Origin of the sequence: Streptomyces sp. NPDC008137 (genome assembly GCF_042957035.1) — a bacterium.
In the GTDB taxonomy this organism is placed as follows: Bacteria; Actinomycetota; Actinomycetes; order Streptomycetales; family Streptomycetaceae; genus Streptomyces.
Genome location: NZ_JBIBHN010000014.1, coordinates 166863 through 188499 on the forward strand (window position 1 = coordinate 166863; position 21637 = coordinate 188499).

Annotated in this window: 17 protein-coding genes and 2 pseudogenes; 11 read left to right on the forward strand and 8 right to left on the reverse strand. The window is 71.2% G+C overall.

The genetic code is table 11. The annotated features are described in order from the left end of the window. Positions 1-7: 7 nt before the first annotated feature. Positions 8-289, reverse strand: a complete 282-nt coding sequence (locus tag ACFZBT_RS22935) for a metal-sensing transcriptional repressor (protein ID WP_391106293.1) — start codon at positions 287-289, stop codon at positions 8-10. A 74-nt stretch (positions 290-363) separates the two neighbouring features. Between ACFZBT_RS22935 and ACFZBT_RS22940 the strand changes: the two genes are divergently transcribed. Next, entirely contained in the window at positions 364-927 is a 564-nt protein-coding gene (locus tag ACFZBT_RS22940; protein WP_391106245.1) for a rhodanese-like domain-containing protein, read from the forward strand. Between the two features lie 440 nt (positions 928-1367). Beyond that, on the forward strand, positions 1368-2255 hold the full coding sequence (locus ACFZBT_RS22945) for a universal stress protein (protein ID WP_391106247.1): 888 nt from the start codon (positions 1368-1370) through the stop codon (positions 2253-2255). Positions 2256-2263: 8 nt separating this feature from the next. Here ACFZBT_RS22945 and ACFZBT_RS22950 read toward each other — a convergent pair. The 3 genes and pseudogenes from ACFZBT_RS22950 to ppdK form a co-directional block, all read right to left on the reverse strand. After that, positions 2264-3289, reverse strand: a pseudogene (locus ACFZBT_RS22950) (6-phosphofructokinase). Between the two features lie 581 nt (positions 3290-3870). Then, on the reverse strand, positions 3871-4275 hold the full coding sequence (locus ACFZBT_RS22955; protein ID WP_391106249.1) for a hypothetical protein: 405 nt from the start codon (positions 4273-4275) through the stop codon (positions 3871-3873). Between the two features lie 263 nt (positions 4276-4538). Continuing rightward, positions 4539-7229 (reverse strand): pyruvate, phosphate dikinase, encoded by a 2691-nt coding sequence (gene ppdK / locus ACFZBT_RS22960; RefSeq protein ID WP_391106251.1) that lies wholly within the window; start codon positions 7227-7229, stop codon positions 4539-4541. 230 nt (positions 7230-7459) lie between these two features. Here ppdK and ACFZBT_RS22965 point away from each other — a divergent pair, with 230 nt between their 5' ends. From ACFZBT_RS22965 to ppk2, 7 genes are all read left to right on the forward strand, one after another. After that, positions 7460-7966, forward strand: coding sequence for a hydrogenase maturation protease (locus ACFZBT_RS22965; protein ID WP_391106253.1), 507 nt, complete (start codon positions 7460-7462; stop codon positions 7964-7966). After that, complete coding sequence (gene hypF / locus ACFZBT_RS22970) at positions 7963-10236, forward strand: carbamoyltransferase HypF (RefSeq protein WP_391106255.1); 2274 nt, start codon at positions 7963-7965, stop codon at positions 10234-10236. Before ACFZBT_RS22965 ends, hypF begins: the two co-directional genes overlap by 4 nt. Before the next feature lie 6 nt (positions 10237-10242). Further along, a complete protein-coding gene (locus ACFZBT_RS22975) occupies positions 10243-10500 on the forward strand; it encodes a HypC/HybG/HupF family hydrogenase formation chaperone (RefSeq protein WP_391106257.1) in 258 nt (85 codons plus the stop codon). A gap of 108 nt (positions 10501-10608) precedes the next feature. Continuing rightward, positions 10609-13305 carry a GNAT family N-acetyltransferase gene (locus tag ACFZBT_RS22980; protein WP_391106259.1) on the forward strand — a complete coding sequence of 899 codons (2697 nt, stop codon included), beginning with the start codon at positions 10609-10611 and terminating at the stop codon, positions 13303-13305. A gap of 32 nt (positions 13306-13337) precedes the next feature. After that, positions 13338-14069 (forward strand): CBS domain-containing protein, encoded by a 732-nt coding sequence (locus tag ACFZBT_RS22985; protein WP_391106261.1) that lies wholly within the window; start codon positions 13338-13340, stop codon positions 14067-14069. 336 nt (positions 14070-14405) lie between these two features. Continuing rightward, the gene (locus tag ACFZBT_RS22990; protein ID WP_391106263.1) at positions 14406-14588 is read left to right on the forward strand and encodes a hypothetical protein; all 183 of its coding nucleotides are present in this window, start codon (positions 14406-14408) and stop codon (positions 14586-14588) included. Positions 14589-14721: 133 nt separating this feature from the next. Continuing rightward, positions 14722-15525, forward strand: a complete 804-nt coding sequence (gene ppk2, locus ACFZBT_RS22995; protein WP_391106265.1) for a polyphosphate kinase 2 — start codon at positions 14722-14724, stop codon at positions 15523-15525. 36 nt (positions 15526-15561) lie between these two features. Here ppk2 and ACFZBT_RS23000 read toward each other — a convergent pair whose 3' ends face one another. From ACFZBT_RS23000 to ACFZBT_RS23015, 4 genes and pseudogenes are all read right to left on the reverse strand, one after another. Beyond that, positions 15562-15738 carry a hypothetical protein gene (locus ACFZBT_RS23000; RefSeq protein ID WP_391106295.1) on the reverse strand — a complete coding sequence of 59 codons (177 nt, stop codon included), beginning with the start codon at positions 15736-15738 and terminating at the stop codon, positions 15562-15564. A 422-nt stretch (positions 15739-16160) separates the two neighbouring features. Beyond that, positions 16161-17885: a GAF domain-containing protein gene (locus ACFZBT_RS23005; protein ID WP_391106267.1), complete on the reverse strand. Its 1725-nt coding sequence runs from the start codon at positions 17883-17885 to the stop codon at positions 16161-16163. A 180-nt stretch (positions 17886-18065) separates the two neighbouring features. Continuing rightward, positions 18066-18758 carry a response regulator gene (locus ACFZBT_RS23010; RefSeq protein WP_391106269.1) on the reverse strand — a complete coding sequence of 231 codons (693 nt, stop codon included), beginning with the start codon at positions 18756-18758 and terminating at the stop codon, positions 18066-18068. 381 nt (positions 18759-19139) lie between these two features. Continuing rightward, a pseudogene (locus tag ACFZBT_RS23015) lies at positions 19140-19676 on the reverse strand (IS630 family transposase); the annotation flags it as partial. A gap of 156 nt (positions 19677-19832) precedes the next feature. Here ACFZBT_RS23015 and ACFZBT_RS23020 point away from each other — a divergent pair. Further along, positions 19833-20771, forward strand: coding sequence for an alpha/beta hydrolase fold domain-containing protein (locus tag ACFZBT_RS23020; protein ID WP_391106271.1), 939 nt, complete (start codon positions 19833-19835; stop codon positions 20769-20771). 10 nt (positions 20772-20781) lie between these two features. Further along, a complete protein-coding gene (locus ACFZBT_RS23025; protein ID WP_391106273.1) occupies positions 20782-21525 on the forward strand; it encodes a WYL domain-containing protein in 744 nt (247 codons plus the stop codon). Positions 21526-21637: the final 112 nt, after the last annotated feature.

Genomic DNA, 21637 nt, shown 5'->3' on the forward strand with positions numbered 1-21637 from the left:
AGACCCCTCAGGCCAGCGAGAGGAAAAGTTTCTCCAGCCGAGTCCGCATCTCCTCACGATCCTCGGAAGCTGCCATGTCCCCGCCGGTCAGGCACTGCTGGAGGCCAGTGGCGATGATCGCGAAGCCCGCCTTGTCCAGGGCCCGGGACGCCGCCGCGAGCTGCGTGACCACGTCCTCGCAGTCCCGCCCCTCCTCGATCATCTTGATCACACCGGCGATCTGGCCCTGCGCCCGACGCAACCTATTGACCACCGTCTTCAGTTCCTCAGCCGCCATCGCCAGTTCCACGACCCACACTCCTTCGGATACCCCCATGGGTATCCTACCGAAGGGGTGACGCACAGAGAGCAAGGGAAATTCCCATGGCACACGACGCCCTCACGGCCGACCAGGTCAGCGCCCGTCTGCACGAGCTGACGGTCATCGACGTACGCACCCCCGGCGAATACGCGACGGGCCACCTGCCGGACGCCCACAACATTCCCCTCGACCGCCTCGACGCGGCCCTGCCCGCCCTCAGGACGTCCGCGGAACGCGGTGACCTCCTGGTCGTGTGCGCTTCGGGCGCCCGTTCCGCCGAAGCCTGTCGGCGGCTGGCGGAGGCCGGCGTTCCATCTGCCACCCTCACCGGCGGCACCAGCGCCTGGACCCAGCTCGGCCACGACGTCCACCGCCCCACCGGCACCCGCGCGCCCTGGCCGATGGATCGCCAGGTCCGCCTGACCGCCGGGTCCCTCGTCCTCGCGGGTCTGCTCGCCGGGCGGCTCCGGCCCGGGGCGCGCTGGATCTCCGCCGGCGTCGCCGGCGGCCTGGTCTTCTCCGCGCTCACCGACACCTGCGGCATGGCCCGCGTACTCGCCAGGTTCCCTCACAACCGGCCGAGGGCATCCGACCTCGACGCCACGCTCGCCACGCTGAGCGGCTGACGCCCCGCTCACCGGCACTCACCGGGCAGCCCGCCGCGGGGCCGCGGCCGCACCATCACCCGTTGCTGTCGCCGCTTCCTGGAGGCGAGGGAGCCTCACCCGCCGCTGTCGATGAGCCCGACGCGGTTGTTCTCCGGCTGCTTCTGCTTGACGATATCGGCCTCGATGGTCACACCGAGGTGATCGGCCCGCCCGGTGAGGTCGGCCGACACGAGGAGTCCACGCCGTCCCTCTTGAACGCCGAACCGCGCAGGTATGCAATGGGCGGTCCGACAGCTCCGAGCCGAAGCAGACCGTGGCGCTGACATGAACGGGACCCTGCCGGTGCGGTGTGCCGTCCGAATCCGGTCCGGGCGCCAGAGCGGTCCCGCCGTGGAACAGTGGAAGGAGGTCAGGGGCTGTGACGCCCACGAGTGTGGGGCCGGACGAAGGAGGCCAGGATGCGTCCCCCTGTGCTGGCGGGCATCGACGGGTCCGAGCACGCTGCGGCCGCAGCCGACTGGGCGGCGCGGGAGGCGACGCTGCGCGGCGTCTCGCTGCGGCTCCTGCACGCGTCTCCGCGGGTTCCCGGCACCGTCGTTCCGGGCCCGACCCTGGACCGGTTGCACCATCTGGGCGTCCAGTTGCTCCAGCGGACGCTCGCGGACCTGGCCGACCGCCATCCCAACCTCCCGGTGGAGGGCACGCATGCTGATGACGCCCCAGCCGAGGCACTGCTCACCGCGGCACGCGGTGCGGGGCTCCTCGTCGTCGGCACCCGGGGAACGGGCGGTTTCGAGGGGCTGGCGGTCGGCTCGGTGGCCATGCGGGCGGCAGCAGCAGCCTCTTGTGCTGTCGTGCTCGTACCTCACCGCCCCGGTACCTTCGCGAACGGGGCGCCCTCGGCACGCAGTACCGGCCAGGTCGTCCTGGGGTTCGACGCGCATCGGCCGGTCGGTGAGGTGGCCGACTTCGCGTTCTCGGCCGCCGAGGCCCGGGCGGCGCGTCTGCGTGTGGTGCAGGCGTGGGCCTTTCCCGCCGAGTCCGTCTCGTCCCGGAACCTGGTGGTGACCGAGGAGGACCGTGCGACCTGGGAGGACCAGGAGGTTCTGGGGCTCTCCGACGCGTTGCGGGCGTGGCAGGAGAAGTACGCCCGGGTGGCGGTCGGCACCGACCTCATGCTGCTTCACCCCGCGGAAGCGCTCCTGACCGCCTCCCAGAGCGCGGACCTGCTCGTCATGGGGCGCCGCACCGAGCCAGGGGCGGCAGAAGGCCGACTGGGCCCGGTCACTCACGCCGTGCTGCACCACACCCGCTGTCCGGCAGCAGTCGTACCGCACGCAGGATGACGGCTCGCTCAGCCGTAGAACGCCTCGAACTCGTCGTACAGCGACGACTCCACCACTTTGTTCTCCGCCGTGGCATCCGCAAGGGGCACGCGAACGATCCGCGTGCCTCGCAAGGCGACCATGGAGCCAAAATCGCCTTCCTTGACCGCGTCGATGGCATGCAGTCCGAAACGGGTGGCCAGCCACCGGTCGAAGGCGCTCGGTGTGCCGCCGCGCTGGATGTGGCCCAGGACCGTGGTGCGGGCGTCCTTCTCGGTGCGCGCGGAGATCTCCTGGGCCAGCCATTCGCCGATGCCGGACAGCCGCACATGGCCGAACTCGTCCAGTGACTGGTCCTTGAGGATCATCTGCCCTTCCTTGGGGACGGCCCCTTCGGCCACGACGACGATCGGTGCGTAGTTGATCTGGAACCGGCGCTTCACCTGCTCGCAGACCTAGTCGATGTCGAACGGCCGCTCGGGGATGAGGATCACGTTGGCGCCGCCCGCGATGCCGGCGTGCAGGGCGATCCATCCGGAATGCCTTCCCATGACCTCCACCACGAGGGCGCGCATGTGTGACTCGGCGGTGGTGTGGAGACGATCGATGGCCTCCGTCGCGATACCGACGGCGGTGTCGAAGCCGAAGGTGTAGTCGGTGCCCGAGACGTCGTTGTCGATGGTCTTGGGCACGCCTACGATGTTGATCCCCTGTCGGCTCAGATCCCTGGCCGCCCCCAGAGTGTCCTCTCCGCCGATCACGACGATCGCGTCCACATCATGCGCGGCGAGGGTGTCCCGTACCCGTCGCAGCCCGTCCTCGTGCTTGAAGGGGTTCGTGCGGGAGGATCCGAGGATGGTCCCGCCCCGGGGGAGAATGCCTCGCACGCTGGAGATGTCCAGTGGAACGACGTCGTTCTTGAGGAGACCGAGCCAGCCGTCCCGCACGCCGACGAAATCGAGCGAGTACTCCTGGACGCCTTTGCGGACGACGCTGCGGATCACGGCGTTGAGACCGGGACAGTCACCGCCGCCGGTCAGCACTCCGACCTTCATGGGCATTCTCCCATCGGCTGCACACCCGGTCCGTTCGTGCCCTCGGTGCGACCGGGCACCCCTGCCGGGGCACTTTGTCGCCGCCTTCTTCCAGCCTCCCTCGGTTCCGTCCAGGGTGGCCACTCGACACGTCCGGTGCACAGGGCGTCGTCTCGTCAGTGCCCCGGCGGGCTCTGGCTCCGCACGACACTGCTCACAGGCGCATGATGAGCAGCGCCGAGCAGCGCCGTTTCGTCGTGGGTGCCGGAGTGTGGGAGGAAGTCGCCCTTGCGCCTCGGTCAACTGGCGGATGCAGGCATCCAGCTCCTGGACACCGCCCCAGCCGGCTTGGCCGGCAGATGGAAGGGCCGGCGCCGAACGGTCGGATCGGGTAGCGGCACCGTACTCATCGGCCAGATGGGACGCTCACACTCCTGCCCGCGTCACCCGTGCCGGGTGAGGCGGGGGAGATTCCCCGTACGCGGAGCTGCCCGCGGGGCGAGGGGCCGGGCGGAGACCTCCTGGATCCCGGCCCGCTGCCGTCCGGCGATCCGTCGGCGAGCACGCCCTCCGGGAGTGCCACGGCAGTCAGGCAGTCGGCGTCAGTCCTCCCGCACGACGCACAGGGCCCAGATGACGAAGGCGTACAGCGCGATCAGGGTGAGAGACCACACGGGGTAGTACGGGATCGACAGGAAGTTGGCGATGACCAGAAGTCCCGCGATACCGACCCCGACGACCCTGGCCCACAGGGCGCGCGAGAAGAGGCCGGCGCTCACACCCATCGCGATCACGCCGAGGACCAGCTGGATCCAGCCCCAGCTGGTGAGGTCGAATTTGAAGATGTAGTTGGGGGTGGAGACGTAGACGTCGTCGTCGGCGATCGCCATGATGCCCCGGAACAGGTCCAGGAGGCCGGCCACGAACAGCAGGACGGCGGCGAACGTCACCAGCCCGCCGGCACTCGCCTGGGCCGTCCGTGAGCGGTGGTGGGTAGTCGTCGTCATGTCCGCCTCCTCACTTTCTCGTCACCGCAGCGCCTGGTGCTGCCCTTCCGATCATGTGGGGCGGCCCGCGCGGGGTGATCACCCACGAAGGGTGAGGTTCGCGAGACCGGTCGCTGGTCCTCTGCTGAGCCCGAAGACGCAAGGGCTCCGGGGATGAGCGGTGAAGCCTGGGCCGGTGTGGCAGTGGCAGGCGTCTTCCGCCGCGTACGCGCTGGGCTCCCATCGGCTGGCCTCGAGCGGCTGTCGGTGGGCCTGCGGGCCCGTTACCTGCAGTCACCGCCGACAGCCCCCGTGAGCGCCGCCCGTCCGGCCTCCAGCCTCGCCGCCGGGATCCGGAACGGCGAGCAGGAGACGTAGTCCAGCCCGGTCCGGTGGAAGAAGTGGATGGACGCCGGATCGCCGCCGTGCTCGCCGCACACGCCTGTCTCCAGGCGGGGGTTGACCGCGCGGCCGGCCTCGACGGCCAGTTCCACGAGGCGGCCCACGCCCTCCTGGTCGAGAGTCTCGAAGGGGGACGTGGTGAAGACGCCCTTTTCCAGGTAGAGGGGGAAGAAAGAGGCTTCGGCGTCGTCGCGCGACAGGCCCCAGGTCGTCTGGGTGAGGTCGTTCGTTCCGAAGGAGAAGAAGTCCGCGATCTCGGCGATCCGGCCCGCCGTGAGCGCTGCGCGGGGCAGCTCGATCATGGTGCCGATCGGGCAGTCCGGAGTCGTCCCGGCCTCGGCCACGACCTCGGCGAGGACCCGCTCCGCCTCGGTCCGCGCCAGGCGCAGCTCCTCGACCGTCCCGACGAGCGGGATCATGATCTCGGCGCGGGGCTGTCCGCCGTCACGCAGCCGCTGGACGACGGCCTCGGCGATCGCCCGGACCTGCATCGCCACCAGGCCGGGCACGGCCAGACCGAGGCGTACGCCGCGCAGCCCGAGCATGGGGTTCTGTTCGTGCATCCGCTCGACGGCGGTGAGGAGTTCGCGGTCGTGCGGATCGGGACGGGACGTGGCGGCGAGGCGGACGGCCAGTTCCGTGTGGTCGGGCAGGAACTCGTGCAGCGGTGGATCGAGCAGCCGGATCGTGACGGGCAGTCCGTCCATCGCCTTCAGGATGCCGGTGAAGTCCTCGTGCTGGAGCGGCAAAAGCGCGGCCAGCGCTTCCTCGCGTGCGGTGTCGTCGCGGGCCAGGATCATCGCCTCGACCATGGCCCTGCGCTCGCCCAGGAACATGTGCTCGGTGCGGACCAGTCCGATGCCCTGGGCGCCGAGCCTGCGGGCGCGTGCGGCGTCCTCGGGTGTGTCGGCGTTGGCGCGGACCTCCATGCGGCGGACGGAGTCGGCGTGTGTCAGGGCGCTCAGTACCGCGTGCGTCAGTGGTCCGGTGCCCTTCCCCGTTTCCAGGCATCCGCTGACGTCCGAGGCGGTCAGGGGCACACTGCCCAGATAGACCGTTCCGGCGGTGCCGTCGACGGAGACGATGTCGCCCTCGTGGACCGCGACGCCCGCAGGCGTGGTGAACCGCCGGGCAGCGGAGTCGATGGCCAGCGTGTCGGCGCCGCAGACGCAGACCTTGCCCATGCCTCGGGCGACGACGGCGGCGTGGCTGGTCTTGCCGCCCCGGCTGGTCAGGACCGCCTGCGCCGCGATCATGCCGGGCAGGTCGTCCGCGGTGGTCTCGCGTCGGACCAGCACGGTGTGCTGTCCTTCGGTAGCGCGGCGTCCGGCCGCTTCTGAGTCGAACACGACGACACCGACCGCGGCACCCGGCGAAGCCGGCACCCCGTGGGCGAGCGGCACATCGGTCGTGCGCGTGGCGAAGCGGGGGAACATCAGCCGGGTCAGTTCCGTACCGCCCACACGGGCGAGGGCCTCGTCCGGGGTGATGATGCCCGCCTCGCTCAGTTCGTGCGCGATACGGAAGGCGGCTTCGGCTGTGCGCTTGCCGACGCGGGTCTGCAGGATCCACAGGCGTCCGCGTTCGACCGTGAACTCGACGTCGCAGAGGTCGCGGTAGTGGCCTTCCAGCGTGCGCAGGTGATCGCCGAGTTCCGCGAACGCCCGAGGGTCGAGGTGGTGCAGTTCGGCCAGCGGCACGGCATTGCGCACGCCGGCGACGACGTCCTCGCCCTGGGCATCGGGCAGGTAGTCGCCGTACATGCCGACTTCGCCGGTGGCGGGGTCGCGGGTGAAGGCGACGCCGGTGCCGGAGTCGGGGCCGAGGTTGCCGAAGACCATCGCCTGGATGTTCACGGCGGTGCCGAGGTCGTCGGGGATGTGCTCGCGGCGTCGGTAGACGCGCGCGCGTTCGCTGTGCCAGGAGGTGAAGACCGCGCGGACGGCGCGGTGAAGCTGTTCGAGGGGGTCCTGGGGGAAGTCCTCGCCCGTCTCACGGCGGATGACGGTCTTGAACTCCTCGGCCAGGGTGGCCAGTTCCCCTGCGTCCAGCGCGTGGTCGTCGGTCGCGGACAGCGCGGCCTTGTGTGCGGCGATGGCCTGCTCGAACAGGCTGTCGTCCACGCCCATCACGGTGTGGCCGAACATCTGCAGCAGTCTCCGGTAGGAGTCCCACGCGAACCGCTCCTGCCCGGACGCCTTGGCCAGGCCTGCCACGGAGTCGTCGTTGAGTCCGATGTCGAGGATGGTCTCCATCATCCCGGGCATCGAGAACCGGGCGCCTGAACGGACCGACACCAGCAGCGGATCATCGGCCCTGCCCAGTTCGCGTCCCATGGCACGTTGCAGGTTCACCAGCGCGCGGGCCACCTCGTCGCCCAGCTCCGGCGGTTCCTGGCCGGTCTCCAGATACGTCCGGCACGCGTCGGTGGTGACGGTGAAGCCGGGCGGCACGGGCAGGCCGAGCCGGGTCATCTCGGCCAGGCCGGCGCCCTTGCCGCCGAGCAGGGCGGCCATGTCCCGGTTGCCTTCGGCGAATTCGTACACGTACTGAGACTGAGTCGGTGTGCTCATCGTGGATCGGGTCTCTCGCTCGGACGGCCGACGGTGTCGGTGCTCCTGACTGTCAGCGTCGCGGACGATGCCTCCGCCGCGCAGGGGCCGGCCGGGCCTCGCCGAGGGCCGACCAGCCCGTACGCCCAGTCTCGACCGGGCCGCCCTGCCCTGCACGCGGGCGGTCCGGACCGCCGACGAGGGCCGTTCGGCCCTGGGCACAGGGGTCCGGACGGGCGCAGCGTGGGCTCATGGGGACGCATACGCGGATCGCTGTCATCGGCGTCGGAAACGAGTTCCGGCGGGACGACGGCGTGGGCTGGGCGGTCGCCGCCCGCCTGCGTGAGCGGGCCGAGAGCCGTGCGTTTCCGCCCGGCACCGTGGTCGCGACCTGCGACGGTGATCCCGTTCGCCTGATCGGGCTGTGGGAAGGCGCCGGTCTGGCCGTGGTCGTGGACGCGGCGCACGCAGAGCCCGGGCATCCCGGTCTGGTGCACCGGATCGAGCTCGACGCCGAGCGTCTCGAGCAGTCGCCGGCCACCAGCTCGCACGGGCTCGGACTCGGTGAGGCCGTCGAGCTCGCCCGGGTTCTGGGCCGGTTGCCCGGGCGCCTCGTCGTCTACGCGGTGGAGGGCGCCGATGCCTCTCTGGGCTCTGGACTGACGCCTGCCGTCGAGGGCGTGGTGGAGCCGCTCGTCGCCTCGGTCGAGGACGAGATCGTCCGCTATCGCGTCGCCAGGGCGAGAGGCGCGTCATGAGTGTCAGGCGCTTCCGGGTTGTCGGGACGGTGCAGGGTGTCGGCTTCCGGCCCTTCGTGTACCGCACCGCCGTAAGCCTGGGGCTCGACGGCTGGGTGGCGAACGTGGACGGCCACGTCGAGGGCGAGGTCGCGGGTGACCTCCGGGCCATCGACGCGTTCGCCGCCCGCCTCGGAACCGGGGCGCCGCCACTGGCCCAGGTACGGCTGGTCGACGTGGCCCTCGCGCACGCCGTCCCCGGCCGGGGTTTCCACGTACGGCCCAGCGACCCGGCGAACGAACGAGCGTCGACCCACGACGTACCGCCCGACGCGGCCATCTGCGACGCCTGCCTGCGAGAGCTGTACGACCCCGCCGACCGGCGCCACCGCTATCCGTTCATCAACTGCACCGACTGCGGACCGCGGGCCACGATCATCGAGAGTCTCCCCTACGACCGCGTGCGCACGACCATGCGTCGCTTCCCGCTCTGCCCGGCGTGCGCGTCCGAGTACGTCGACCCGGGGAACCGCCGCTTCCACGCCGAGCCCGTCGCCTGTCCCGGCTGCGGCCCCCGGCTGGCCTGGGCCGACCTGCGGGGCGAGGACGCGCTGCGGGCGGCGGCGAAGACGATCGCCGGCGGCGGCATCGTCGCTTTGAAAGGACTCGGCGGCTACCAGCTGGTGTGCGACGCGGACAACGGTGACGCGGTGTCCGAGCTGCGGCTGCGCAAGCACCGTCCTGCCAAACCGTTCGCGGTCATGGTCAGGGACATCGAAGCGGCGGCACAACTGGCGCGGGTCGGCGGCACGGAACGCGCGGTGCTCACCTCACCGGCGCGTCCCGTGACGCTGGTCGCGGGGCGCCGACGGTGCGCCGTGGCCCCGCAGGTCGCTCCCGGCGTCCCACGGATCGGCCTCTTCCTGCCCACGACCGGCCTGCACCATCTCCTCCTGGACGAAGTGGCCCGGCCCTTGGTCGTCACCAGCGGCAACCTCAGCGACGAACCGATCGCCATCGCGGACTACGAGGCGCGTCGCGGTCTCGCTGCCGTAGCGGACGGGTTCCTCACCCACGACCGGCCGATCCGCGCCCGCTACGACGACTCGGTGGTCCGGATCGCGGACCGGACCAGGATCACCGTCCGCCGGGCACGCGGCCTGGCGCCCGCGCCTTTGCCCCTCGCGGTCACCGTGCCACTGGCCGGAGTCGGCGCCCAGCTCAAGCACACCTTCACACTCGCCGGGGACGGCCGGGCATACCTGGGTCCGCACACCGGCGACCTGTCCGACGTGGCGACGTACGACGCCTTCCGCCGGTCCTACGACGACCTGAAACGGCTCACCGGCATCGAACCGGAGATTCTCGCGCACGATCTCCACCCCGGCTGTCTGTCCACGCAGTGGGCGCTGGACCAGCCCCTGCGCCGGATCGCCGTCCAGCACCACCACGCGCACGTGGCCGCCGTCGCCGCGGAGCACAGGGCGCGGGGCCCCTTCCTCGGCATCGCCTACGACGGCCTGGGACTCGGGGACGACGGCACCCTGTGGGGCGGCGAGATCCTCGTCGCCGATCTGAGCGGCTACCGCCGCGTGGGCCGGTTCGCGACCGCGCCCCTGCCCGGCGGCGACGCGGCGGTACGCCATCCTTCCCGCACCGCCCTCGGCCATCTGCTGGACGCCGAAGCCCTGGGCACGCCCCGCCCCTCCCCCGGGCTCGTCCGGCGCTTCACCGAGCTCCTCGATCCGGCCGAGGTGTCCGTCGTGCGCGCGATGGTCACGCGCGGTGTCAACTGTCCCCGCGCCTCGAGTGCGGGACGCCTGTTCGACACGGCCGCCGCCCTGCTCGGGCTCGCGGATGCTGTCAGCTACGAGGGTGAGGCGGCCGTGCGCCTGGAGGCGGCGGCCGGGACGGCGCACGCCGTACCGCTCGCCCACAGGATCGTGCGGGTGGGTGGTCTGTGGGTGTACGACTCATCGTCCACGGTGGCCGACCTGCTGGAGCGGCGGGCAAGCGGAGAGCCGGTGCCGGACCTGGCGGCCGCGTTCCACCTCACGCTCGCGCACGCCACCTCCGACCTCGTCGCACGGGCCGTCGAAGAGGGCGCTCCACGCACCGTCTGCCTGGGCGGAGGCTGTTTCGTCAACGGTCGGCTGCTGGTCGAGGTGCGGCGACGGCTGCGCGCTCAGGGGTTGCGGGTCCTCGTGGGCGGCGAGGTCCCGGTCGGTGACGGCGGCATCAGTTACGGCCAGGCCGCCGTGGCCGCCGCCCAGATCGCGAAGGAGAGGTGAGCGGTCATGTGTCTGGGCATTCCGGGACAGGTCCTGGAGATCCGTGACGACGCCGGGCTGCGCATGGCCACTGTCGACTTCGGAGGTGTGCGGCGCGAGGTCTGCCTCGACTACACACCCGGTGCGGGTGTCGGAGCGTACGTCATCGTGCACGTCGGCTTCGCGATCACCGAGGTCGACGAAGCCGAGGCACGGCGCACGCTCGACGTTCTGCGGGCGATGGCGGACGCCGTGGAGGGGGAGTTGGGCGAGCCACTGCCGTGAGGGCCGGCCCGGGACCGTCGGGCCCCGCGCCGTGCCCGAACGGCCCATCGGCCCACCGCTTCGCGAGGGAGAGGCTGAAAGGGCAGACCTGCCGACGAGAGGCACGCCATGACCGCCGTCCCGGCATCCGGCGAACGGGTACACGCCCTGCTCACCGACGGTACGACGGTGAGCGTACGGCCGGCGGGGCCGGATGACCAGGAGGCCGTCCTCCGGTTCTACACGGAGATGTCGGACGCGAACCTGCGGCTGCGCTTCTTCTCCGTGAGCCGGCGCTCCGCCGAGCAGGCGGCCACCCGGGTCGCCCGGCCGGCCGGCTCCGGCTACCGGGCGCTGGTCGCCGAGCACGGCAGCCGGATCATCGGAATCGCCGAGTACCAGATCGAGGACGCGAAGGCGCCCGACAGCGCCGAGATCTCGCTCGCCGTCGGCGACGGCCGTCACCACCGTGGAGTGGGCACCCTGCTGCTGGAGCACCTGATCTCCGCGGCCCGCGCGCGCGGCATCACGACATTCACCGCGGACGCGCTCGCCGAGAACCACGAGGTGCTCAGGGTCTTCGCCGACCTGGGGCTGCGCGCCGAACGGCACTTCGAGGGGCCTGAGGTGCGCTGCGTGATCCCGCTGGACGACACGGAGGACTACCGCGCGAGCGTCGAACACCGCGGGCAGGCCGCGGATGTGGCCAGCCTGACGCCGCTGCTGCGGCCCCGGTGCGTCGCCGTCGTAGGGGCCGGCCGCAGGCCGGGCTCGGTGGGCCGGGCCCTGCTGCACAACCTGGCCACGGGCCGGTTCACGGGCCATCTGTACGCGGTCAACCCGGCGGCGCAGTCGATTCTCGGCATCCGCGCCCACCCGGCCGTGAGTGCCCTGCCGCGAGTCCCCGACCTGGCGGTGATCGCCGTACCGGCCGAGGATGTCGCGCAAGTCGCCGAGAAGTGCGGGCAGTTCGGTGTCCGTGCCCTGCTGGTCGTCTCCGCCGGGCTCGATGCCGAGCATTCCAAGGCTCTGCTGGCGGCCTGCCGTGATCACGACATGCGCCTCGTCGGCCCCAACTGCCTGGGCCTGGCCAACACCGAGGACCGGGTCCGCCTCGACGCCACCTTCGCCGCCGCCCACCCCGCCCCGGGCAGCGCCGGCGTCGCCGTGCAGTCCGGCGGGGTCGGTATCGCACTGCTCGGCGGGCTGGAGCGGCTCGGTATCGGTGTGTCCAGCTTCGTCTCGCTCGGCGACAAGTACGACGTCAGCGGTAACGACATGCTGCAGTGGTGGGAGTCCGACGGGCGCACCGACGTGGCGCTGCTGCACCTGGAGTCGTTCGGAAATCCGCGCGCCTTCTCCCGCACCGCGCGCCGTGTCACCCGCCGCATGCCCATCCTGACCGTCGACGCGGGCCGTACCGAGGCCGGCCGCCGTGCCGCGGCCTCGCACACCGCGGCGGCCGCCACGACGACCATGACCCGGCGAGCGCTCTTCGCCCAGGCCGGGATCACCGCCACCCGCACGATCCCCGAACTGCTTGAGACGGCCGCCCTGTTGCACTCCCAGCCGCTGCCAACGGCAGGCAGGGTCGTGGTCGTGACCAACGCGGGTGGCGCCGGCGTGCTGGCCGCGGACGCCTGCGCGGAGGCCGGGCTGGCCCTGCCCGCGCTGCCACCGGTCCTGGCCGAGGATCTGCTGTCCCTGCTGCCGCGGGGCGCGAGTGCCGCCAACCCGGTCGACGCGACGGCAGCGGTCTCCGAGGAGCAGTTGCGCGCCTGTCTGGACCGGCTCACCGCCCACGACGGCATCGACGCGGTACTCGTCGCGCTGGTGCCCACCGCCGTCGCGGCCGCCACCGGCGACGTCCTGGTCAAGGCCCTCACCCACGCCCCGGAACGACGCTCCCGCACCATCGCCGCCGTCCTCCTGGACCAGGACGTCCCGGTGCGGCTGCTGCCCTCGGATACCGGCCGGGTGCCGACGTACGCCGACCCGCAGGCGGCGGCCCGCTCCCTCGCCCATGCGGCCGAGCGCACCCGCTGGCTGGCCCGGCCGCCCGGCACCGTCCCTCCCCTGGACGGCGTCGACACCCCGCGCGGCCGGGCCGTTGTCGGCCACTTCCTGGAGCGGCATCCCGACGGCGCCTGGCTCGACCCGCGCACCTGCGCCGAGCTTCTCGACTGCTACGGCATCCCCCAGTCGCCGTGGGCCTGGGTGGAGACCGAGGACGAGGCGGTGTGGGCCGCCGACCGGCTCAAGGGGCCGGACGGGCATGTCGTCCTCAAGGCGCACTGGCCGGGCCTGGTGCACAAGACCGCCCAGCACGCGATCCACCTGGACCTGCGCGGCGACGCTCAGGTGCGCGCCGCCTTCCGGGACTTCGACGTCCGCTTCGGTCACCTCATGACGGGGGCCGTGGTCCAGCCGCTCGCCCCGCGCGGTATCGAGTTGTTCGCGGGTGTGGTCCAGGACGAGGTGTTCGGGCCGCTGATCCTGTTCGGGCTCGGTGGTACGGCGACCGAGGTTCTGGCCGACCATGCGGCCCGGTTGGCCCCGCTCACCGACCAGGACGTGCACGACCTGATCACCGCGCCGCGCTGCGCGCCGCTCCTTCTCGGGCGTGATGGCACCGGCCCGGTCGATCTCGCGGGGCTGGAGCAGTTTCTGCTGCGGCTGTCGCGCATGGCGAGTGACCTGCCGCAATTGGCGGAGGCGGATTTCAATCCGGTGCTCGCCCTGCCCGAACGGGTCACCGCCCTCGACGCCCGGATCCGGCTGCTGCCACGCCGCACCCACGACCCCTACCTGCGCCGCCTCCGATGAACGCGCGCACCACGGAAGGAAGGCGGGACGCCATGAAACACAGCAAGGTCGGAGCCCTGATGACGTCCGACGTCGTCCGGGCCGAGTACGGCACGCCGTTCAAGGAGGTGGCCCGGCTGCTCGCCGAGCACGGGATCAGCGGCCTGCCGGTGGTGGACGACGACGCGAAGGTCCTCGGCGTGATCTCCGAGACGGATCTGATGACGAGGCAGGCCGAATCTCCCGGACCGCCCGAGCCGCACCGTCGGTTCCACTGGCTCACGTGGACGCCGGGATCGCGCGCGCGTCGTGCCAAGGCACGGGCGCGTACGGCCGGACAGCTCATGTCCAGCCCGGCCGTCACGGTCCACAGCGACGCGACCGTCGCCGAGGCGGCCCGCGTCATGGCACGCCACCGCGTCGAACGACTCCCGGTCGTCGACGACGAGGAGCGGCTCGTCGGCATCGTCACCCGTCGCGATCTCCTCCAGGTCTTCCTGCGCCCCGATCCGGAGATCCGCTCGAGCGTCCGCAACGATGTCCTGGTCCGAGCCCTGTGGCTCGCCCCCTACTCCGTCGATGTGGACGTCCACGAGGGCGTGGTCACGCTCACCGGGCGGCTGGAGCGGCGCAGCGAGTGCGCCATGGCGGTGGAGATGTGCCGCCAGACCGACGGTGTGGTCGCGGTCGTCGACCACCTCACCCACCGCTTCGACGACTCCTGGCGCCAGCCCGACGAGCCGGCCCCGGAGGCGATCACCGGCAACTGGCTGCGCAGGCTGTGAGGAGGTGCCGCAGCCATGAAGGGGAAGGTGCTGGTGGCCTACGGATCCGCCAACGGACCGACGGGCCGAGATCGCCGAGCGCATCGGTGAGGTCCTGGCCGAGGAAGGGTCGGCCGTGGACGTGCTGCCCGCAGCCGACGCCGCCGACCTCGCGTCGTACGGTGCCGTCGTCCTCGGCGGCGGACTGTCCGCGGGCCACTGACAGCGCGACGCCCGCCGCTTCGCACGACGGCACCGCAAGGCCTTGGCCCAGCGGCCGGTGTGGCTGTTCAGCAGCGGCCCGCCGGACCCCTCGGTGTCCGAGCGGGACATCCCGCCGGCACCCGGGTGCGACGGGTGGCGGACCGTGTCGACGCACGGGGTCACATCACCTTCGGGGGACGTCTGGAGGGCGAGGTCAAAGGGCGTGTGGCCCGCATGATCGTCAACTCGGGAGAAGGCGGAGACCACCGCGACTTCGCGCAGATCAGCGGCTGGGCGGCCAGGGTGGCCCGGGACCTCACAGGCCCGGCGATCTGACGCGCCCCCGCCGAAGGCAAGCCGCCCGGCCGCTGGGCTCCCCCCACCGGGTCGGCATGTCGTGCGCGGCTCCCGGCCGGGCAGTACGGTGCTGGAACGGAGGCCCGACGGCACCGAGGTGCGCGGAGGCGGCATGGCGGACAAGCAGGCGGCGAAGCTGTCGCGCAAGGCGTATGAGCGCGAACTGCTCTGCCTTCAGACGGAGTTGGTGAAGCTCCAGGAGTGGGTGCGCGCCGAGGGAGCCCGGCTGGTCGTCGTGTTCGAGGGGCGGGACGCGGCCGGCAAGGGCGGCACCATCAAACGGGTCGCCGAGCACCTCAACCCGCGCGTCGCCCGGATCGCCGCGCTGCCGAAACCCACTGAGCGGGAACGCACCCAGTGGTACTTCCAGCGGTACGTCGAGCACCTGCCGGCCGCCGGGGAGATCGTGCTGTTCGACCGGTCCTGGTACAACCGGGCCGGTGTCGAGCACGTGATGGGCTTCTGCTCGAAGGAGGAGTACCAGCTCTTCCTGCGCCAGTGCCCGATCTTCGAGCGGATGCTGACCGAGGACGGCGTCCTGCTGCGCAAGTACTGGTTCTCGGTGAGCGACACCGAGCAGCAGGAACGCTTCCGGCGGCGCCTGGAGGACCCGTTGCGCCGCTGGAAGCTGTCCCCGATGGACCTGGAGTCGATCACCCGCTGGGAGGCGTACTCGCGGGCCAAGGACGTGATGATGGTGCACACCGACATCGCCGAAGCCCCGTGGTACGTCGTCGAGAGCGACGACAAGCGCCGCGCCCGGCTGAACATGATCGCTCACCTGCTGGACTCCGTGCCGTACCACGAGGTGCCCCCACCGGTGCTGCGGCTGCCTGACCGGCCGCCCTCGACCGGCTACCAACGCCCGCCGCGCGACCTGCAGACCTACGTCCCCGACCACGCGGCGCGTCTGTAGCACGGTCGCCGCGGTCGGGGACCTCCTCGTTGCGGGTCACTCGTGCTGCCACGACCGCGACGGGCGCCGTGGCGTGGTGCAGTACCGCATGGGTGACACGGCGAGGACGTCGGCCATGCACAGCCACAGGGTGCGGTTGCGCAGCTGGTCACGGCCGAGGAGCGGACCGCCGTCCGCGCGGCCGTTCAGGGCGTTGAACGACTGGAACGGCACGAACGTGTGAAGGCCATGGTCAGGGCCGTGGCCGTGTCGAGAACCGAGCGTGCCAGGGACAACAGGACGACGATGCCCAAGGCCATGACGGCACCCGCCCTGCAGATGGCGATGAGCCTGCGGGCGTCGAGGATCCGCGCCAAGGTCCCGCGGCGGGCGGCGCATCACGTCGTCGCGGGCGGGACCCACGGCCGGGGCCATCGCGAGCGGGCCGTCCATGATGATGTCGACCCGGAGCAGTTGGGCCACCGTGAGCGGAGCCGGCAGGCCGGCCAGGGGGCGCCCAGCAGGGTCAGGACGGCGCCGATGTCGGTGGGGCGAGCTGCTCTTTTCGTACTCCGGCCTGGCCGGCCGACCACGCAGGGCACAGGGCCGGGCGGGCCCGGAGGATGCAACGACCGGCCCTACCGGACCAGCGCGGATCAGGGCTGTTTCACCGGCACGCACCACACCAGGGACACCCCTCCGCCGGCCGGGCTGGTCACCTCCAGCGTTCCGTTCAGCTGCTCAGCCCGTTCCGCCATGTTGCGCAAGCCGCTGCGGCGCCCACCGGGCGGGATGCCCACACCGTCGTCGGCGACCGAAAGCCGGATCTCGCGGCCGTCGGTCTCCAGGACCACCTCGACACGTCCGGCATGGGCATGTCGTACGACGTTGGTGAGCGCTTCCGAGAGGACGGCGATCACGTGGTCGGAGATCTCCTTCGGCACCTGGGTGTCCAGGAGCCCCTCCATCCGCAGGCTGGGCGCGAAACCCAGCGCGGGCGCCTTCTCCCCGACGACGCGCACCACCCGGGAGCGCAGGCCCGACTCGTCAGCATGCTCGCGTGACCGCAGACCGAAGATCGTCGACCTGATGATCTTGATGGTCTCGTCGAGGTCGTCCACCGCGCGTACGACACGTTCCGACGCCTCGGGGTGCTCGATGAAGCGGCCTGCGCTCTGCAGGGTCATACCCGTGGCGAAGAGTCTCTGAATGGCGAGGTCGTGCAGGTCGCGGGCAATGCGGTCGCGGTCCTGGAGCACGGCGATCTGCTCGACGTCCCGGCGGCGCTCGGCGAGTTCCATGGCGACCGCGGCCTGGGCGGCGAACGCCTGCAGCGGCTTGATCTCCTTCTCCGTGAACACAGGGTGTCCGGATGCGCGCGCCAGCAGCGCCACACCTCGTACACCCTCGCCCGTGCCGATGGGGACGGCGACAGCCGGCCCGAGACCCGCGACCCGCGCCGGGTCGGCCGAGACGCGTGTGTCGCTCGCCAGGTCGGCGCTGGTGACAGGACTCCCGCCGGAGAAGGCCAGGCCGATCAGGCTCCCCTCCACCGGCAGCACCCGCACGCGATGCGCGTCGGCCCCCTCGCCGATGGCGAGCTCCACGGTGAGGGCGTCGGCGTAATCCACCGGTACGGCGACCACCGCGAGAGTCGCCGACGTGATCTCCCGAGCCCGTTCGGCGATCAGCGCGAGCACCTCGCCACGCTCACTGCCGGACATCAGACTGTGGGTGATCTCCGCATTGACCTGAAGCCAGCGCTCGCGCAGCCGCGACTCCTCGTACAGGCGGGCGTTGTCGATCGCGACACCGGCCGCGACCGCCAGCGTCGCGAGGACGGCCTCGTCCTCCTCGTCGAACACCTCCCCGCCCCGCTTCTCGGTCAGGTACAGGTTGCCGAAGATCTGGTCGCGCACCCGGATCGGGACGCCCAGAAAGGTGTTCATCGGCGGGTGATGAGCCGGGAAGCCGTAGGACGCCGGGTGCTCGGAGATCTTCGTCAGCCGCAGCGGTTCGGGGTGACGGATGAGCTCGCCCAGGATGCCGTGGCCCTCCGGGTAGTGGCCGATCTCAGCGATCTGCTCGTCGGTGATGCCCTCGGTGAGGAACTCCGACAGCCGCTCACCGTCCGGCGTGATCACCCCCAGGGCGGCGTACTCGGCGTCGACGAGCACCGCAGCGGCCTGCACGATGCCGCGCAGGACCTGCTCCAGGTCGAGCTCCCGGCCGACCGAGAGCACTGCCTCAAGGAGGCTGTGCACCCTGTCGCGGGTGCCGCGCGCAGCGTCCAGGCGAGCCTGCAGCTCCCCCAGCAGCTCGTCCAGCCTCAGATGCGGTAGCCGCACACGGGCCTGCTGGGACTCGCCGAAGCTTGCCACTGGTGAACCTCCAGGTCCTGGCCGCCTCCCTACGGCCCCGGCCGCCCGGGTCCGCCCCGGCCGTCACTCAGGCCGTGGAGACCGGCGGCGACCCGCTCGGCCGTGGCCGGCAGACGGTGGATGTGACCCACTCATTGTCATACCGGCCGAAGACCTTGACCACCTCGCCGGGCGCGCGAGTCAGCGCCCTTGCAGCCTGTCCCGTGCCTCAGTCGCTATGACGGCGGCCTGGATGCGCCGTTCCACGCCGAGCTTGGCCAGGAGCCGGGAGATGTGGTTCTTCACCGTCTTCTCCGCGAGGTAGAGCCGCTCGCCGATCTGGCGATTGGTGAGGCCTTCACCGATCAGGGTCAGGATCTCCCGCTCGCGCGCGGTGAGACCACCCAGCGTCTCGGGCTCCTCCTGGTGCTGGTCACCGCCCTCGCGCAACCGGGCCATCAGTCTGGTGGTGACGGACGGGTCGAGCAGCGACTGGCCGCGGGCCACCGTGCGTACCGCTGAGATCAGGTCGGAGCCCTGGATCTGCTTCAGGACATATCCGGACGCCCCGGCCATGATCGAGTCGAGCAGTGCCTCCTCGTCGTCGAAGGAGGTCAGCATGAGACATGCCAGGTCCGGCATGCGGGAGCGCAGCTCCCGGCACACGCTCACGCCGTCGCCGTCCGGGAGGCGCACATCGAGCACCGCCACATGGGGGCGCAGGGCCGGGGCGCGTACCAGAGCCTGCTCGGCGGTGGCGGCCTCGCCGACGACGGTGATGTCCGGCTCGTCGTCCAGCAGGTCGTGCACACCGCGTCGTACGACCTCGTGGTCGTCCAGCAGGAACACCCGGATCGGGTCGTCCGGGCCGGGCCGCTGTTCGCTGTCCGCCATCGGAGGGCTCCTTCCGCGTTACGCGCCGGTGGCTGCTCGTGAGCGCACCAGCCTCTCCGTCGGATCCTTCTCGCCGACGGGCCGAAAGACCAGGGCCGGTCGGCCCTCGGGGCGATACTTCCTCCGTCGGTGGCACTGTCCTGCTCACAGCGGCGGTTTCGGCACCGTCGGTGGAGCCCTGCCAGGCGCTGGAGCGACGGTCGCCGCTCCGACGCCGCTCACCAGACACCCGAGGCGGGAACATCAGCTTCTTCGAATTCATCCTTTTCATCTTTGACCAGGGGGGTGGAGTCCGCTTCCCGGTCGGCCCTCATCGTGCAGCCGGACGGCCGGGCGGCTCTCCACTAATGCTGTGACCACATAGGTTCACCGGTTGGGTGGTCAGGCCGGGACGGCGAGCGGTCGGCCGCCCCAGCGGATGCCCTTCTCGCTGCGGATGCGGGCGCGTTCGCGGCGTTGGGCGGCCAGGACGTCAGGGTGACGGGCGTGCTCGTTGCGCCAGCGCAGGTAGCGGTGCAACTCCCGGGTCTGGACAACGTGGTTGGGGTGGTGGGAGTTGGCGAGGGTGAACCGGTCGGGCGGATGCCCAGCGGACCGAACTCGTCAAAGGCGAAGGTCCGATCAGGCCGCTCGTTCAGGGCGTACTCGATCCGCTCCAGCTTGGCATCGAAGTCCGGATCGTTGGACTTCTTCCACGTCTTGGTGCGCTGGAACGTGATCCCGCGGCGGGCCAGCAGCTCGCAGGGCCTCGCGTCCGATGCGTATCGTGCGGGCGATGTCGCAGCGCAGGTGGTCGGCGAGTTTCCGGATCGACCAATGGGTGAAGGGCTTGCCGAGCTTGGTGGGGCGAGTGGTGGCCGTCTGGATGACGAAGTCCTCCTCGTCAGCTGTCAGCAGGCGGGCACGGCCTCCTGCCCACCCGGCTGCACCATCCCGTCTCCCCGCGTCGATCGGACGTGTCGTCATGTCCAACCGACGCTCAGTAGGGATCGGCACGATACGACGGGAGTGTGACGCGGCTCACCGGTAAACAGTGACAGGACGCTGTCGCGGACGGCTGCGACCGTCGACAGCATGACGATCACAGACGAGGACTGCCTCACCGAGACCCTGGCATTCAACGACCAATTCGAGGCCGCCGCCGCGAACCGACCGGTGCGCGAAGCGGCGCCGGACGCAGCCCTGCTGGCCAGTCTGCGGCGTAACCGGCTCGGTGGCGACACGCCACCGGTAAGACTGCCGTATGGCCACGACCGCGTCGTTGAAGGCGGGGTGAAGGTACGGGTCTTCGTGCCGGACCACATTGACGGCGTGTACTTGCACATCCATGGAGGCGGCTGGACATTCGGTTCCGCGGACGGGCAGGACGAGAGGCTATGGCTGCTCGCCGAGCAGGCACGGCTGGCCGTGGTGAGCGTGGACTACCGTCTCGCACCGGAACACCCGTTCCCCGCCGGGCCCGACGACTGCGAAGCGGCCGCCCGGTGGCTGGTGCAGCACGCCGTGGCCGAGTTCGGCACCGAACGGCTGCTGATCGGCGGTGAATCGGCCGGTGCCCACCTCAGTGTCGTGACGCTGCTGCGCCTGCGCGACCGGCACGGCATCACCGGGGCGTTCCGGGCGACCCACCTGCTCTTTGGCCCCTACGACCTGTCGATGACGCCGAGCCAGCGATCGTTCGGCTCCAAGCGGCTGCTGAGCAATACCGACTCGCTGCGGCGGACCTATGAGCTGTTCACGCCGGGCATGGGGGCGGAGCAGCGCCGTGATCCCGAGGTCTCACCGCTGTTCGCCGACCTTGCCGGCATGCCGCCGGCCCGGATCGTCGTCGGTACCGAGGATCCGCTGCGGGACGACTCGCTGTTCCTGGCCGGGCGGTGGCAGGCGGCAGGCGCGCCTGTGCAGCTCGGTGTCGTCGCCGGGGCCATGCATGGCTTCACGCTGTTCCCGCTAACCGTCACCGAGCGCGAACTGCGGCGCGAGCGGGACTTCCTGTCCACCGCAAGCCGGTAGCGTCGCCGGCATGAACCGCACTGCCCGGCTGTACGCGCTGGTGGAGGAGTTGCGCGCGGCGGCGCCGCGGCCGCTGACGGTCGCGGCGCTGGCCGGGCGATTCGAGGTCAGCACGCGTACGGTGCAGCGCGACCTCCAGGTGCTGATGGAGACCGGTGTCCCGGTACGCACCACACCCGGGCGGGGCGGCGGCTGGTCGATCGACCCGGATATGACCCTGCCCCCGATCCACTTCACCGCCGATGAAGCCTCGGCGCTGGCCGTCGCCCTCGCCGCAGCCGACGCCGCCACCCCATACGCCGGCGCGGCCCGCACCGCAGCCCAGAAGATCGCGGCCTCGATGACCGGCCCCGCCGCGGCGGCGGCACATCAACTCGCCGCACGGATCGTTACGCGGCCCTCGCCGACCGACTCCACAGTCCGCGCCGCAGTGGAACAAGCCCTCACCACCAACACGGTGCTACAGCTGTCCTACAACGACGCGGCAGGACGCGAAAGCGACCGCGCGGTAGAACCGGCCGGACTGCTCACCGCCGACGGCCAGTGGTACCTCATCGCCTGGTGCCGCACGCGACAGGCCGGCCGGGGCTTCCGGCTGGACCGCATCACAGCAGCGGCTCCAACCACTGAACAGGCTCAGCCCCACGACCTGAAGGAACTGCTGCGCGGCTCGGTCGCAGCCGACGCCGTGCAACCCACCACGCTCGCTTCACTCACGCCCCCGCCTTCAGTACCAAAAGCACCACCCCGGTGAACCTTCACGGTCACGGCCCTAGGTGTATTGACCCGCAGGGTTGTTAACGCGGCTGATCGGTGGCTGACCGCCGAGTGCGGTGTGGCAGCGGTGGTGGTTGTAGGCGTGTAGG